The 12,235-nt window shown below is 65.1% G+C and carries 14 protein-coding genes and 1 pseudogene; 8 read left to right on the top strand and 7 right to left on the bottom strand.

The window, feature by feature from the left end; genetic code table 11:
- Positions 1-203: pseudogene (locus M727_RS0124170) on the top strand (hypothetical protein); the annotation flags it as partial.
- A gap of 213 nt (positions 204-416) precedes the next feature.
- Here M727_RS0124170 and M727_RS0124165 read toward each other — a convergent pair.
- On the bottom strand, positions 417-665 hold the full coding sequence (locus tag M727_RS0124165; RefSeq protein WP_027154815.1) for a hypothetical protein: 249 nt from the start codon (positions 663-665) through the stop codon (positions 417-419).
- A gap of 164 nt (positions 666-829) precedes the next feature.
- On the opposite strand from M727_RS0124165, the gene gcvA reads away from it, so the two are divergent.
- Positions 830-1,765 (top strand): transcriptional regulator GcvA, encoded by a 936-nt coding sequence (gcvA, locus tag M727_RS0124160; RefSeq protein ID WP_036263158.1) that lies wholly within the window; start codon positions 830-832, stop codon positions 1,763-1,765.
- A 60-nt stretch (positions 1,766-1,825) separates the two neighbouring features.
- Here the strand turns inward: gcvA and M727_RS0124155 are convergent, their stop codons facing one another.
- The 6 genes from M727_RS0124155 to tsaD form a co-directional block, all read right to left on the bottom strand.
- Positions 1,826-2,248, bottom strand: coding sequence for a DUF1761 domain-containing protein (locus M727_RS0124155; RefSeq protein WP_027154813.1), 423 nt, complete (start codon positions 2,246-2,248; stop codon positions 1,826-1,828).
- A gap of 132 nt (positions 2,249-2,380) precedes the next feature.
- Entirely contained in the window at positions 2,381-2,980 is a 600-nt protein-coding gene (locus M727_RS0124150) for a methyltransferase (protein WP_198032686.1), read from the bottom strand.
- 53 nt (positions 2,981-3,033) lie between these two features.
- Entirely contained in the window at positions 3,034-3,459 is a 426-nt protein-coding gene (locus tag M727_RS0124145) for an EVE domain-containing protein (RefSeq protein ID WP_027154811.1), read from the bottom strand.
- Positions 3,460-3,582: 123 nt separating this feature from the next.
- Positions 3,583-3,879 (bottom strand): YciI-like protein, encoded by a 297-nt coding sequence (locus M727_RS0124140; protein ID WP_027154810.1) that lies wholly within the window; start codon positions 3,877-3,879, stop codon positions 3,583-3,585.
- Between the two features lie 25 nt (positions 3,880-3,904).
- Positions 3,905-4,915: an NAD(P)H-dependent glycerol-3-phosphate dehydrogenase gene (locus tag M727_RS0124135; RefSeq protein ID WP_027154809.1), complete on the bottom strand. Its 1,011-nt coding sequence runs from the start codon at positions 4,913-4,915 to the stop codon at positions 3,905-3,907.
- Positions 4,912-5,997 (bottom strand): tRNA (adenosine(37)-N6)-threonylcarbamoyltransferase complex transferase subunit TsaD, encoded by a 1,086-nt coding sequence (tsaD, locus tag M727_RS0124130; protein ID WP_198032685.1) that lies wholly within the window; start codon positions 5,995-5,997, stop codon positions 4,912-4,914. The genes M727_RS0124135 and tsaD overlap by 4 nt, the downstream gene beginning before the upstream one ends.
- A 103-nt stretch (positions 5,998-6,100) precedes the next feature.
- Here tsaD and hemC point away from each other — a divergent pair, with 103 nt between their 5' ends.
- The 6 genes from hemC to M727_RS0124100 all read left to right on the top strand — a co-directional run bounded on the left by hemC (position 6,101) and on the right by M727_RS0124100 (position 12,215).
- A complete protein-coding gene (gene hemC, locus M727_RS0124125) occupies positions 6,101-7,027 on the top strand; it encodes a hydroxymethylbilane synthase (RefSeq protein ID WP_027154807.1) in 927 nt (308 codons plus the stop codon).
- A 1-nt stretch (position 7,028) separates the two neighbouring features.
- The gene (locus tag M727_RS0124120; RefSeq protein WP_027154806.1) at positions 7,029-7,745 is read left to right on the top strand and encodes a uroporphyrinogen-III synthase; all 717 of its coding nucleotides are present in this window, start codon (positions 7,029-7,031) and stop codon (positions 7,743-7,745) included.
- A 91-nt stretch (positions 7,746-7,836) separates the two neighbouring features.
- The gene (locus M727_RS0124115) at positions 7,837-9,330 is read left to right on the top strand and encodes a COG4223 family protein (protein WP_027154805.1); all 1,494 of its coding nucleotides are present in this window, start codon (positions 7,837-7,839) and stop codon (positions 9,328-9,330) included.
- A 10-nt stretch (positions 9,331-9,340) separates the two neighbouring features.
- The gene (locus M727_RS0124110) at positions 9,341-10,942 is read left to right on the top strand and encodes a heme biosynthesis protein HemY (protein ID WP_027154804.1); all 1,602 of its coding nucleotides are present in this window, start codon (positions 9,341-9,343) and stop codon (positions 10,940-10,942) included.
- Between the two features lie 64 nt (positions 10,943-11,006).
- Positions 11,007-11,486: a TerB family tellurite resistance protein gene (locus M727_RS0124105; RefSeq protein WP_027154803.1), complete on the top strand. Its 480-nt coding sequence runs from the start codon at positions 11,007-11,009 to the stop codon at positions 11,484-11,486.
- Positions 11,487-11,498: 12 nt separating this feature from the next.
- Complete coding sequence (locus M727_RS0124100) at positions 11,499-12,215, top strand: glutamine amidotransferase (RefSeq protein WP_027154802.1); 717 nt, start codon at positions 11,499-11,501, stop codon at positions 12,213-12,215.
- Positions 12,216-12,235: the final 20 nt, after the last annotated feature.

Here is a 12,235-nt window from a genome sequence, read left to right as displayed (position 1 = left end):
GCGCCGACCGGCTTTATGACGCCTGCCTGGTGCTCGACTGGAACATTGCGCCGCGTCGCCGCGGACGCGGCAGCGCCATCTTCTTTCATTTGGCCCGCCCCGACTTCACACCGACGCAAGGCTGCGTCGCGGTGACAGCACGCACGATGGCCCGGCTGTTGCCGCTGCTGTCGGACCGCACGGTGATGAGGGTGGTGAGGTAAGGGAGGGCAGTAGGGCAGTAGGGGAATAGGGGAATAGGGGAATAGGGGAATAGGGGAATAGGGGAATAGGGGAATAGGGCAGGAAGAAAGTGTCAGTAGGATTGCGCGGACGCGCCGCTTGCCTTTCGTTTTCCTACTGCCCTACTGCCCTACTGCCCTACTGCCCTACTGCCCTACTGCCCTACTGCCCTACTGCCCTACTGCCCTACTGCCCTACTGCCCTATCCGCTTCCGCGGCCTCTGCCAGCCGATATCGAGCAGACCCAACCGGCCGAGTTCCCGATCCATCGCGCGCGCGACATCCTTGCGTTCGGCGCCGATGTCGCGCAATTGCCGGTCCGAAAGGTCGTCGACGTTCTCGGGCGGGAGGTTGACCGCCATTTTTGCATGGCGGAACCAATCAGACACCGCGCGCAGCCAGGCCGGGCGGACGGTTACAGGACTCAAGACGATGTGAGACATGGTGCAATCCGGCTTCTCCGGACATCAAGTCCGGTTTGATGTTTGTACGATGGTCACATCATGACGGATTGAAATTAAAACGAGAAACGAGTAGTTTTCTCTGCATCTTCAAGTTTTGTTTGAGGATTGAAAATGCTCGACCGGCCTCTCCTCGTCCTATTCTGATGGCGCGCCTGCTGCCTGGAACCCGTGCACTGAGGACGCTGGAAGCAGCCGCCCGGCACCTCAATTTCACCCGCGCCGCGGACGAACTTGGCCTCACCCCGGCCGCGGTCAGCCACCAGATCAAGGAAATCGAGGATCAGCTCGGCATCTTGCTGTTCACGCGCACCAGCCGCACCATCCGGCTGACCGAGGCGGGCGCGGTGCTGTTCGAGGCCTCGACCGACGCGCTCGACCTGCTTGGCCGCGCCGTCTCACGGGCGCACAAGCTGGCGCGTGGAACGGCGTTGCTGAAAGTGACACTCGACGCCCAGTTTGCGACAAAATGGCTGATGCGACGCGTCGACGATTTTCGCAAGCAGCGACCGGGCATCGAGCTCCGCTTCGACATTGCTTCTGAATTGCGCGATTTCGACCTGGACGACGTCGATGTCGGCATCCGTTTCGGCGCGGGAAAATATCCGGGACTTTGCACCCACCGGCTGTTCGACAACATCATCATCCCTGTGTGCAGCCCCAGCCTGCTGGCCTCCGGCCCGCCGCTGCGCGAGCCACGCGATCTCTTCCATCACACGCTCGCCCATATCGAGTGGGCGCGACAAGGCGTGACCTGGCCAAACTGGCGGATGTGGATGGCGGCGGCCGGCGTCGACGATTTCGACGACAGCCGGACGATCGTGTTCGGCACCTCGACCGACGCCGTTCAGGCCGCGCTCGACGGCAATGCCGTTGCGCTCGCCGATTTTGCCATGGTGGCGAGCGACCTTTCCGAGGGCCGGCTGATCCGGCCCTTCGAACTTGGCATCAAGGTTCCGCCCGACTTCGCCTACTTCCTGGTCTATCCCATCGCATCCGCCAATGATCCCAGGATCGTGGCGTTCAGGGATTGGCTCCTCAACGAAGTTCACAACCCGCAGCCGGAGCCGACGCTTGGATGAGCTTCAGGTTGCCCTGAGTGATCAGCCGGCAGTCGTCGATCTATTTTCATGGCGGCAGCGTCAGCCCGCGACATCCGCCGCGCCGAACCAGCCGATCACCGCGCCGATGATAAGCAGCACGCCGAGCCAGTGGCCGCAGTCGATGATGGTCAAGTCCCAGTCGAACCCTTGGTAGCGATGATTGACGGATAGCGTCGTGGCGACGAATCCGAACCAGAGAACGAAGCCGAAGACGAGCCCGGCAACGAGGCTCGGTTCGCCACCGGTCATCGCTGCGACGATCAGAGACATGACGAGCGCCATGACAATTTCCGCGACGAAGCTGATTACGAAGGGCAGCGGCGATTTACTCATGGTCGCCGGATCAAGCCTGGTGGCCTTTAGCCACGGCTTGCTCAGGCCCATGTACCAGGCAGCGCCGAACAACCACGCCACCACCGCGGCGACGATCACCGCCAGCCAGTTCACTGCTGAAAAATCCATGATTTCCTCCCCGGAAGCATGTCGCTCAAAAGCATGCCCCCGGGCCCGAGCCGGGGTGCCCAGCGGTTTTGGGACAACGGCATGCGTATTCTCAAAATCGAAGCGTGATGGAACGCCTGTTCGGCGATGCCGTCAAGAAAACCGCCAGACGGTGGTGCGTTTGACCAGCGCGTCCTCCAGCGCCCGGGTTACCGACACCTCGTAGACGGCGAGCGGCTCCAGTCCAGCTTTCGGCAGATAGGAGCGGCCGGGATCGCCGACGAGGATGTCGGCGCCACGCGCCTTGAGCGTCGCGAACCATGGCTTCAGCCGGTCGGCGAAGGATTTGTCGTAGAAGACGTCACCGGCCAGGACCACATCCCAGCCCGCATCGGTTCCGATGCAGTCGGTGCCAAGAAACATTATCCCGACGCCATTGGCCTCGGCGTTGAGGCGGATCGCGGTCGCGCAGAACGGGTCGATGTCGGCGGCGATCACCTCTGCCGCGCCGGCCTTTACTGCCGCAATGGCGACAAGGCCGGAACCGGAGGCAAAGTCGAGCACGCGCTTGCCCTGCACATCAGACGGATTGTCGAGGATGTAGCGGGCAAGGCCCTGGCCGCCGGCCCAGGCGAAGGCCCAGAAAGGCGGCGGCAGACCGATTTCGGCCAGTTCGTCCTCTGTCCGCTGCCACAGATCATGCGCCTCGTCGGCCAGATGCAGCAGCATCTCCGGCACATGGGGCGGTGCCATCAGCGCCGTGTTGTCGAGGATGAAGTTTCTCGCGCTGTTTGGCGTCAGCGCCGTCACGGCGCCGGCGTCAGGTCGCCCATGCGGCAGACCTCTTTCCATTCGGCCGGCGTCACCGGCTGCACGGAAAGCCGTCCGAGTCGGACCAGCGCCATCTCGGCAAGCTTGGGGTTGGCCTTGACCTGCTCCAGCGTCACCGGCTTCGGCACATCCTTGACGGCGCGGATATCGACACATTCCCAGCGCGGATCGTCAGTAGTGGTGTCCTGATGGGCCAGCGCGCAGACCTCGACGATGCCGACCACGTCGAGCCCGTCGTTGGAATGGTAGAAGAAGCCGAGATCGCCGATCTGCATCGCCTTCATGTTGTTGCGCGCCGCATAGTTGCGCACGCCGTCCCATTGCGTGCCGGCCTTGCCCTTCGCCTTGAGGTCCTCGAAGGAGAAGACCGAGGGTTCGGATTTGAACAGCCAGTAGTTCATTTTTTGCTCCTCCGCGGCTGGAGATCAGCTACAGCGCCGCGCGTCTTTCAGACGCGCAAAGGACGCTGTAGCACTTTGATTTTGCGCATGATCCTTTCCGAAAATCGATTCCGATTTTCGGAGTCATGCACTCACTGGCTTGTTGAAGGTCCAATTCCATTGCCGGATTTCGACGCTTTCGAACAGCCCTGCCCTGGCAAAGGGGTCTGCCGCCGATAGCGCTTCTGCCGCCTCCAGATCGGGCGCCTCAACCACGACGAGGCTGCCGTTCGGCTTGCCGTCTGCGTCGAGGAACGGACCGGCGAAGGCCAGCTTGTTCTCGCCGTTCAGTCCCTCCAAAAAGGCAACATGCTCGGGCCGCGTGTCGAGCCGCACCTGCAGGCTTCCAGGCTTGTCCTTGCAAATCAGCGCAAACAGCATCTTTCCATCTCCGGATTGTTCAACATTACACGTCGGTTTCGGTCTTCAGCGGCCTTGTCATCAGCGCCGACACAGCCTGGCGGATGGTGATCGTGCCGTCCAGTATGGCGGCGACGGCGGTGATGATCGGCGCGTCGATGTTGCGCTCGGTGGCGATGCGGGCGGCGATCGCCGCCGTCGGCACCCCTTCGGCCAGGGGCAGCCCGGCAAGCGGCTTGCCTTGCCCCAGCGCCAGCCCGTAGGCGAAATTGCGCGACTGGGCGGACGAGCAGGTGAGCAACAGGTCGCCGAGACCGGAAAGTCCCATCAGCGTTTCCGGCCTGGCGCCGAAGGCGGCGCCGATGCGGCGCAATTCGACGAAGCCGCGCGTCACCATGGCGGCCTGGGCGCTGGCGCCGAGCTCGGCGCCGGTGACCGCACCGGCGGCAATGGCGAAGACGTTCTTCAGCGCGCCGCCGATCTCGACGCCGATGAGGTCGTCACTCGAATAGCAGCGCAAATTCTGCGCCGAAAAGCGCGCGGCCAGGTCGGCCGCCAGACCCTCATTGCCGGCGGCGACCACCACGGCCGTCGGCAGCCCCCTGGCGACGTCAGTGGCGAAGCTCGGCCCGGACAGGGCGGCGACCGGATTTTCAGGCAGGATCTCTCCAGCGATCGCCGACAGCAATGCGCCGGTGTCGCGCTCGATGCCCTTGGCGCAGAGGACCAGCGGGACGTCTTTCGGCATATGGGCTTTCGCGGTGGCCAGCATGGCGCGCAGCGACTGCGCCGGCGCCACCGCCAGCACGCAGTCGGCGCCGTCGAGCGCAGCCTCTATATCACTCGTTGCCACGATGCCGGCCTGGAGCGCGATGCCAGGCAGATAGCGCGGATTTTCGCCACGGTCGATCGCGGCGACGGTCTCCAAGTCGCGCGCATAGAGGCGGACGAAATGGCCGGCGCGCAACATGGCCAGCGCCAGCGCCGTGCCCCAGGCACCGCCGCCGAGCACGGCAACGCGCCAGCCGCTTGGTACCTTGTGCTCGCTGCCGCTCATGCCTTGGCTCCGCGCCGGCCCGAGCCGACCATCGGAGCGGAGATGCTGTCCAGCGGCCAGCGCGAACGCGGCACGAAATCAGCGGTGTTTTCACCCGATATGCCGGCGCGCAGCCGCTCGATGCCGGCCCAGGCGATCATCGCCGCATTGTCGGTGCAGAGCTTGAGCGGCGGCGCGACGAAGGCAAAGCCGGCCTTCTCGCACAGGGCTTCGAGTGTGGTCTTGATCGTCCGGTTGGCGGCGACACCGCCTGCAACGACGAGCGCAGGCTTCAGCTCGCTCGGAAACTCCTGGCGGAAACGGTTCAGCGCCCTCGAAACACGGTCATCCAGCGCATCCGCAACCGCCGCCTGGAAGGAGGCGCAGATGTCGGCGACGTCCTGGTCGCTCAAAGGGGCAATGGCCGTCGCCGCCTGGCGCACGGCGGTCTTCAGCCCGGAAAAGGAAAAACCGGGCTGCGCCGAGCCCTTCATCGGTCGCGGGAAGGCGAAGCGCGCGGCGTCGCCGGTCGCCGCCGCCTTCTCGACATTCGGCCCGCCTGGATAGGGCAGGCCGAGCATCTTGGCCGTCTTGTCAAAAGCTTCGCCGAGCGCATCGTCGATGGTTGTTGCCCAGCGCTGGTAGTCGCCAACGCCACGCACCGCGACGATCTGCGTGTGGCCGCCGGACACCAGCAGCAACAGATAGGGAAAATCGAGCCCGTCGGTCAGCCGCGCGGTCAGCGCATGGCCTTCGAGGTGGTTGATAGCAATCAGCGGCTTGTTCGCCGCGGCTGCGATCGCCTTGGCCGTCATCAGCCCGACGATCAGACCGCCGACGAGGCCGGGGCCGGCGGTCGCAGCGATCGCGTCGATATCGGCGAGATCGACGCCTGAATCGGCAAGCGCGGCCTCGATGATGCCGTCCAGCGCCTCGACATGGGCGCGCGCGGCGATTTCCGGGACGACGCCGCCGAAGGCGGCATGCTCTTCGATCTGGCTGAGCACGATATCAGACAGGATTTTCGGCGCGCCGCCGCCGTCCAGCGCTACGACGCTGGCGGCGGTCTCGTCACAACTCGTCTCAATGCCCAGAACGCGGATCAATTCGTTGCCATCCCTGGAGATTGTGCAACCAGCCTTTCCCCGTTAGGAGAAAGCCCGGAAACGGCCTCGATCTGCCGGGGGTTATCACGGACAGCGCGCCATGCAAACAACCTTGAAAATCGGAACACGCGGCAGCCCGCTGGCGCTGGCGCAGGCGCATGAAACGCAGGCGCGGCTGATGGCCGCTCACGGCATGCCGGTTGAGGCATTCGAGGTGGTCGTCATCTCGACCAGCGGCGATCGCATCCAGGACCGGCCGCTGTCGGAAGCCGGCGGCAAGGGGCTGTTCACCAAGGAAATCGAGGAGGCGCTGCTGGCGCGCCGCATCGACATCGCCGTGCATTCGTCGAAGGACATGCCGACGGTGTTGCCCGACGGGCTGGAACTGTCTGCCTTCCTGCCGCGCGAGGATGCCCGCGACGCCTTCGTCGGCAAGGCGGCCAAAACGATCGCCGGATTGCCGCACGGCGCGAAGGTCGGTTCGTCGTCGCTCCGGCGTCAGGCGCTGATCCGGCGGATGCGGCCGGATCTCGACGTGGTGATGTTCCGAGGCAATGTGCAGACGCGGCTGCGCAAGCTCGACGAGGGCGTCGCCGATGGCACCATCCTTGCCTATGCCGGGCTGAAGCGGCTCGGGCTCGAAGATGTCGTCACCGACCTGATGCCGCTCGACAGCTTTCCGCCGGCGCCGGGGCAAGGCGCGATCTGCATCGAAAGCCGCATCGGCGATCTCGATGTGGAAAGAATGCTGACGGCAGTCCACGACGTGCCGACCGGGCAGGCGCTGGCCTGCGAACGCGCTTTCCTGGCGGCGCTCGATGGTTCCTGCCGCACGCCGATTGCCGGCCATGCGACGATATCGGACGAAACGGTGTTCTTCGGCGGGCTGATCATCTCGCCGGACGGGGCGCAATCCCATGAGGTCAAGGCGGAAGGCCCGGCGCAGGATGCCGCGCGCATCGGCGACGAAGCTGCCAGGACCGTGCGGGCCAAGGCCGGCGAAAAATTCTTCGACGGCTGGGCCTGACATGCGTCGCGTCCTGGTGACGAGGCCGGAGCCGGGCGCCTCGCGCACGGCACAGCGGCTCGAGGACCTGGGTTTCAAGCCGATCCTGCTGCAGCTGACCGAAACGGTGGCGCTGCCGGTTGATGCGGACAGGGTCGCAGCCAATGCCGCGGCCGTTGCCGTCACCAGCGCCAATGCCGTGCGCCATGCGCCGAAAGAAATCAGCGCGGCGCTCGCCGGTTTGCCTTGCCATGCCGTCGGCAGACGGACAGCGCAGGCCGCCCGTGCGGCCGGGTTTCTGTCGGTCAGCGAAGGGCCGGGCGATGCCGAGGCGCTGGCGGATGCGCTTGCCGGCGATTACGCCGGACAAACCATCGTCTATTTGTGCGGGCGGGTGCGTTATTCGGGTTTCGAGCAGCGGCTGCAGTCGGCAGGCGTTCAGGTTCGCGCCGTCGAGACCTATGACACTGTCGCGCTGGATTATTCCGACGAGGCCGTTCTTGCGCGCTTGTCCGGCCTGCCGGTCGAGGCAGTGCTGCTCTATTCGGCCAAGGCCGCCACAGCGCTGCAGGCACTGGCTGGGCGGCCGGCGCTGCGTGAGCTTTTTAAAAAGACATGTTTTTGTGCGCTGTCCGGACGTATCGCCGCAGCCTTGGAGACTGTTGCCTCAGAACAGCTCCGCGTTGCGCCGGAGCCCAGCGAGGAGGCGCTGCTGGAGCTTTTGCGGACGTCGCCTTGACCCCGTGTCATCACGCCGCCCCTTTTCACCGCTTGGTGATGTGCTAGACCCTTTCTGAACCATCCCGAAGCGAAATTTGCGGAGCCCAAGCATGGTCAAGACGCCGAAGATGCGGCATTCGAAAAGCCGTCGCGAGCCGGTGACCATCGAGCTCGAGCCCGGCGCTGTCTCGCGCGTTGCCGACGAGGATGCCGCCAACGGGCGGACCGACGAGGCGAAGGCGGAGGAGGCGGCAAGCGCGTCGCAGCCGGAAGCGCCTGAAGAACCCGTCCATGCCGACCAGACCGACATCGAGCCGTGGGAACATGCCGAAGCGGCCCCGCCGGCCGGCTCGGAACAGCCGGCAGAGGGCGACGCCAAAGGTCCCGAAGGCCCCAAACCAACTTATCCGGCCGGCTCGGAGGCATCGGCGAAGCGGGCCTTCGACTACAGTTTCGATGACGCATCGGCCAAGGACGCTTCGGCCAAGGCGGGCGCCGCAGACGCGCCGAAGGAAACCCAGGCAGGGACTGAAGACATGGCAGCGCAGCCGAAGCGTGGCGGCATCAACGGCATCGCCGCCGGCATTATCGGCGGCGTCATCGCGCTTGCCGCCGCCGGAGGGCTGCAGTTTGCCGGCCTGCTCGGCGCGCCAGGGGCTGGCGATTCGTCCTCGGGCGGCGTGTCGCTCGATGGCGTCAATAGCGAAATCGCTGCGCTGAAGAGCGAGATTGCCGGGCTCAAGGATACAGCCGGCAACAATGATGCCTCGGCTAGGGTGGACGGGCTGTCGTCAGCGCTGGATCAGGTCAAGACGGATGTTGCGGCGCTGCAATCGGCGATCGAGCAGGGCGGCGCCGGCGACACAGCCGGGCTTGCAGCCCTCGCGGACAAGGTCAGGCAGATCGAGACGGCGGTTGCGGCGCTTGGCCAGACCGGCAACACGGCGCCGGTCGATCTCGGACCGCTCAACGAAAAGCTGGCCGGGCTCGACGCGGCAGTGAAATCCGCCGGTGAGACGGCGAAGGCACAGGACGGCCGGCTTGCGGCGCTGGAACAGTCGGTGTCTCAGCTTTCCGGCAAGGTCCAGGCACAGGCCGGGCAGCCCAAGGTTGCGCTCGCCATTGCCGCATCGGCGTTGAAGGCAGCACTCGACCGTGGTGCGCCATTCGCCGCCGAACTCGAAACCTTTGCGGCGATTTCGCCGGATGCTCCAGAGATCGCAGCCTTGCGTCCCTACGCCGAAACGGGCGTTCCGACCCGGGCGGAGATCGCAACCGAAATGCCTGCCGCCGCCAATGCCATGGTCGCTGCCTCCGAGCCCGTCGACCAGAATGCCGGCTTCCTGCAAAACCTGCTGTCGAGCGCGCAATCGCTGGTCAGGGTCAGGCCGATCGGTGCAGTCGAAGGCGCTGGCGCTCCGGAAATCGTCGCCCGCATGGAGGTGGCGGTCAATCAGGGCGATTACGCCAAGGCGCTCAGCGAATACGATACGCTGCCCGAGGCGGTGAAGGCCGCCGGCGCCGAATTTGCCGGCAAACTGAAGGCGCGAATCGAGGTCGAGAAGCAGGTCGACGCGCTGATCGCCAGTGCGATGAAGGCGTGAGGACAACCCGATGATTCGCATTCTGCTTTTCCTCGTCGTGGTTTTCGCGCTCGGGCTGGGTTTCGCCTGGCTGGCCGACCGGCCGGGCGAGATGGTCGTCACCTTCAGCGGCTACCAATACCAGGTCAGCCTGATGGTGGCGGCGGTGGCGGTCGTTGCCGTGGTTGCCGCGGTGATGATCGCCTGGTGGCTGCTCAAGGCGCTGTGGAACAGCCCCTACACGATCTCGCGCTATTTCCGCGTGCGCCGTCGCGATCGTGGCTATCAGGCGCTGTCGACCGGCATGATTGCCGCCGGCGCCGGTGACGGGGCGCTCGCCCGCAAGAAGACCAAGGAAGCGGCAAAGCTGATCCGCTCCGACCAGGAGCCGCTGATCCAATTGCTGGAGGCGCAAGCCTCGCTGCTCGAAGGCGACCATGAGGGTGCCCGCGAAAAGTTCGAGACCATGCTCGACGATCCCGAAATGCGGCTGCTCGGCCTGCGCGGGCTTTATCTCGAGGCCGAACGCCTCGGCGACCGCAACGCGGCGCGGCACTACGCCGGCCGCGCTGCGGCGATGGCGCCGCAGCTGGCCTGGGCCGCCGAATCGACGCTGGAAGACCTGACCGGGCGCGGCGACTGGGACGGCGCGCTGAAACTGGTCGAGGCGCAGAAATCGACGCGGCAGATCGAGCGCGATGCCGCCAACCGGCGTCGCGCCGTGCTGCTCACCGCCAAGGCGCAGGCGCTGATCGACAGCGATCCCAATGCCGCCAAAACCGCTGCTCTGGAGGCCAACCGGCTGCGGCCGGATTTCGCGCCGGCGGCGGGGATCGCAGCCAAACTGCTGTTCAGACAGAATGATGTGCGCAAGGGCGCGAAGATCCTCGAAACGGCGTGGAAAGCCGAGCCGCATCCAGAGATCGCCGCGCTTTACACCCACGCCCGGCCAGGCGATGCCGTGCTCGACCGGCTGAACCGGGCGAAGAAGCTGCAGGAGATGAAGAAGAACCACGCCGAATCGTCGCTGGCGGTGGCGCGCGCCGCGCTCGACGCGCAGGACTTTTCAACCGCCCGCAAAGAGGCCGAGGCGGCTATCCGCATGGATCGCCGCGAAGGCGCCTATCTGCTTCTGGCCGACATCGAGGAGGCCGAGACAGGCGATCAGGGCAAGGTGCGGCAGCTTTTGTCCAAGGCAGTGCGTGCACCGCGCGATCCGGCCTGGGTCGCCGACGGCGTCGTTTCCGAACGCTGGGCGCCGGTGTCGCCGATCACCGGCAAGCTCGACGCCTTCGAGTGGCGTGCGCCGATGGAGCGGCTCGGCCAACTCATCGACAGTGACGAGGATGCGCCGGACGCCGCGGTGCCAACAATTGCAGCGCCAACGAAGCCAGAAAAGGAAAATGTGATCGAGCTGAACCCCGCTGGTTCGGCCGAAAGACCGACCGCCGTGGCGGCATCGGAAACTGACGAAGACGATGTTGCGCCGGTCACCGCCACGGCGTCTGCCGCGGTGCCGCCGGATGGCGACGCTGCCGAACCGGCGGAGGAAATGGCCCGGCTGCCCGACGATCCCGGCGTCGATCCGGACGACGAAGAGCAAAAATCACCACGCAAGTTTCGATTGTTTTGATTTGGCTGAGCTTGAAAAGTTTGGCTGAGCTTGAAAGTTTTGGCGGATGGGAAGTAGGAATCACATGTTCGAACGCGTTCTGTCGTTTCTGAAGGACCTGCCGGGAGACGGCCGCGCCCGCAACAACGCCGATGATCCGCGCGTTGCCGCATCCGCCCTTCTCTACCATGTGATGAGGGCCGACGGCGTGCGTCAGGATGCCGAATGGGAGCGGTTCAAGGCGGTGCTGGCGGAAAGCTATTCGATCAGCGGCGACGAGCTCGACGCGCTTGCCGCTGCCGGCGAGCGGGCCGACAATGAGGCGATCGACCTCTACGCCTTCACCAGCGTTTTGAAGCGTCAGCTCGATCCGGACGCGCGAAAAGCCTTCATCGGCCTGATGTGGGAAATCGTCTATGCCGATGGCGAATTGCACGAGCTCGAGGACAATATCGTCTGGCGCGTCGCCGAGCTGATGGATGTCGAACGCCACGACCGCGTCGAGGCACGCCGCAAGGCGGCCGCCGAAGTGCCGGGCGCGGCTGGCACATCGAGCGACGAATAGACGGGATCCCGCATGCCATCCACGCCGAGGCCGAGACCAAAAATCCTGATCGTGCTGCATCAGGAGAGTTCGAGCCCCGGGCGCGTCGGCCACATGCTTATCGAAGAAGGCTTCGACCTCGATCTCCGCTGCCCGCCGCTCGGCGACGCCTTGCCGGAAACACTGGACGGCCATGCCGGAACCGTGGTGTTCGGCGGACCGATGAGCGCCAATGACGAGGACGACTTCGTCCGCCGTGAGACCGACTGGCTAAAAATTCCGCTCAGGGAGAACCGGCCGTTGCTCGGCATCTGCCTCGGCGCGCAGATGCTGGTCAACCATCTTGGCGGCAAGGTCGAGGGTCATGGTGAGGGGCTGGTCGAGATCGGCTGGTATCCGCTGATAGCGACCGAGGACGGCAAGAAGCTGATGCGCTGGCCTGAGATGGTCTATCAGTTTCACCGCGAGGGCTTTTCGCTGCCGAAGGACGCGACGCTGCTGGCGACGGCCGAAACCTATCCCAACCAGGCCTTTCGCTATGGCGACAATGCCTGGGGCATCCAGTTCCATGGCGAATTGACAAGGGCGATGATGCAGCGCTGGGTCGTTCGCGGCGCGCATCGCTTCGAGTTGCCCGGCGCGCAGCCCGGTCGCGATCATCTCGGCGGCCGGCTGATCTGGGACATGCATCTCAAGCGCTGGCTCGGCGAATTCCTGCAGACGATCTTCGGCAAGCCGGCGCTGTCCTGATCTGATCTAGTTTGCCGGAT

Source organism: Mesorhizobium sp. WSM2561 (genome assembly GCF_000513915.1).
Lineage (GTDB): Bacteria > Pseudomonadota > Alphaproteobacteria > Rhizobiales > Rhizobiaceae > Mesorhizobium > Mesorhizobium muleiense.
The sequence above is the reverse complement of the archived record's forward strand: the minus strand, read 5'-3'. Positions and strand labels throughout refer to the sequence as shown.

Coding starts and splice junctions, on each gene's coding strand:
- M727_RS0124135 (WP_027154809.1), bottom strand. CDS start 4,915: ATGAGCGGCAGCGAGCACAAGGTACCAAGCGGCTGGCGCGTTGCCGTG.
- gcvA (WP_036263158.1), top strand. CDS start 830: ATGGCGCGCCTGCTGCCTGGAACCCGTGCACTGAGGACGCTGGAAGCA.
- M727_RS0124155 (WP_027154813.1), bottom strand. CDS start 2,248: ATGGATTTTTCAGCAGTGAACTGGCTGGCGGTGATCGTCGCCGCGGTG.
- M727_RS0124100 (WP_027154802.1), top strand. CDS start 11,499: ATGCCATCCACGCCGAGGCCGAGACCAAAAATCCTGATCGTGCTGCAT.
- hemC (WP_027154807.1), top strand. CDS start 6,101: ATGCAAACAACCTTGAAAATCGGAACACGCGGCAGCCCGCTGGCGCTG.
- M727_RS0124145 (WP_027154811.1), bottom strand. CDS start 3,459: ATGAACTACTGGCTGTTCAAATCCGAACCCTCGGTCTTCTCCTTCGAG.
- M727_RS0124115 (WP_027154805.1), top strand. CDS start 7,837: ATGGTCAAGACGCCGAAGATGCGGCATTCGAAAAGCCGTCGCGAGCCG.
- M727_RS0124105 (WP_027154803.1), top strand. CDS start 11,007: ATGTTCGAACGCGTTCTGTCGTTTCTGAAGGACCTGCCGGGAGACGGC.
- M727_RS0124140 (WP_027154810.1), bottom strand. CDS start 3,879: ATGCTGTTTGCGCTGATTTGCAAGGACAAGCCTGGAAGCCTGCAGGTG.
- M727_RS0124165 (WP_027154815.1), bottom strand. CDS start 665: ATGTCTCACATCGTCTTGAGTCCTGTAACCGTCCGCCCGGCCTGGCTG.
- M727_RS0124150 (WP_198032686.1), bottom strand. CDS start 2,980: ATGGCACCGCCCCATGTGCCGGAGATGCTGCTGCATCTGGCCGACGAG.
- M727_RS0124110 (WP_027154804.1), top strand. CDS start 9,341: ATGATTCGCATTCTGCTTTTCCTCGTCGTGGTTTTCGCGCTCGGGCTG.
- M727_RS0124120 (WP_027154806.1), top strand. CDS start 7,029: ATGCGTCGCGTCCTGGTGACGAGGCCGGAGCCGGGCGCCTCGCGCACG.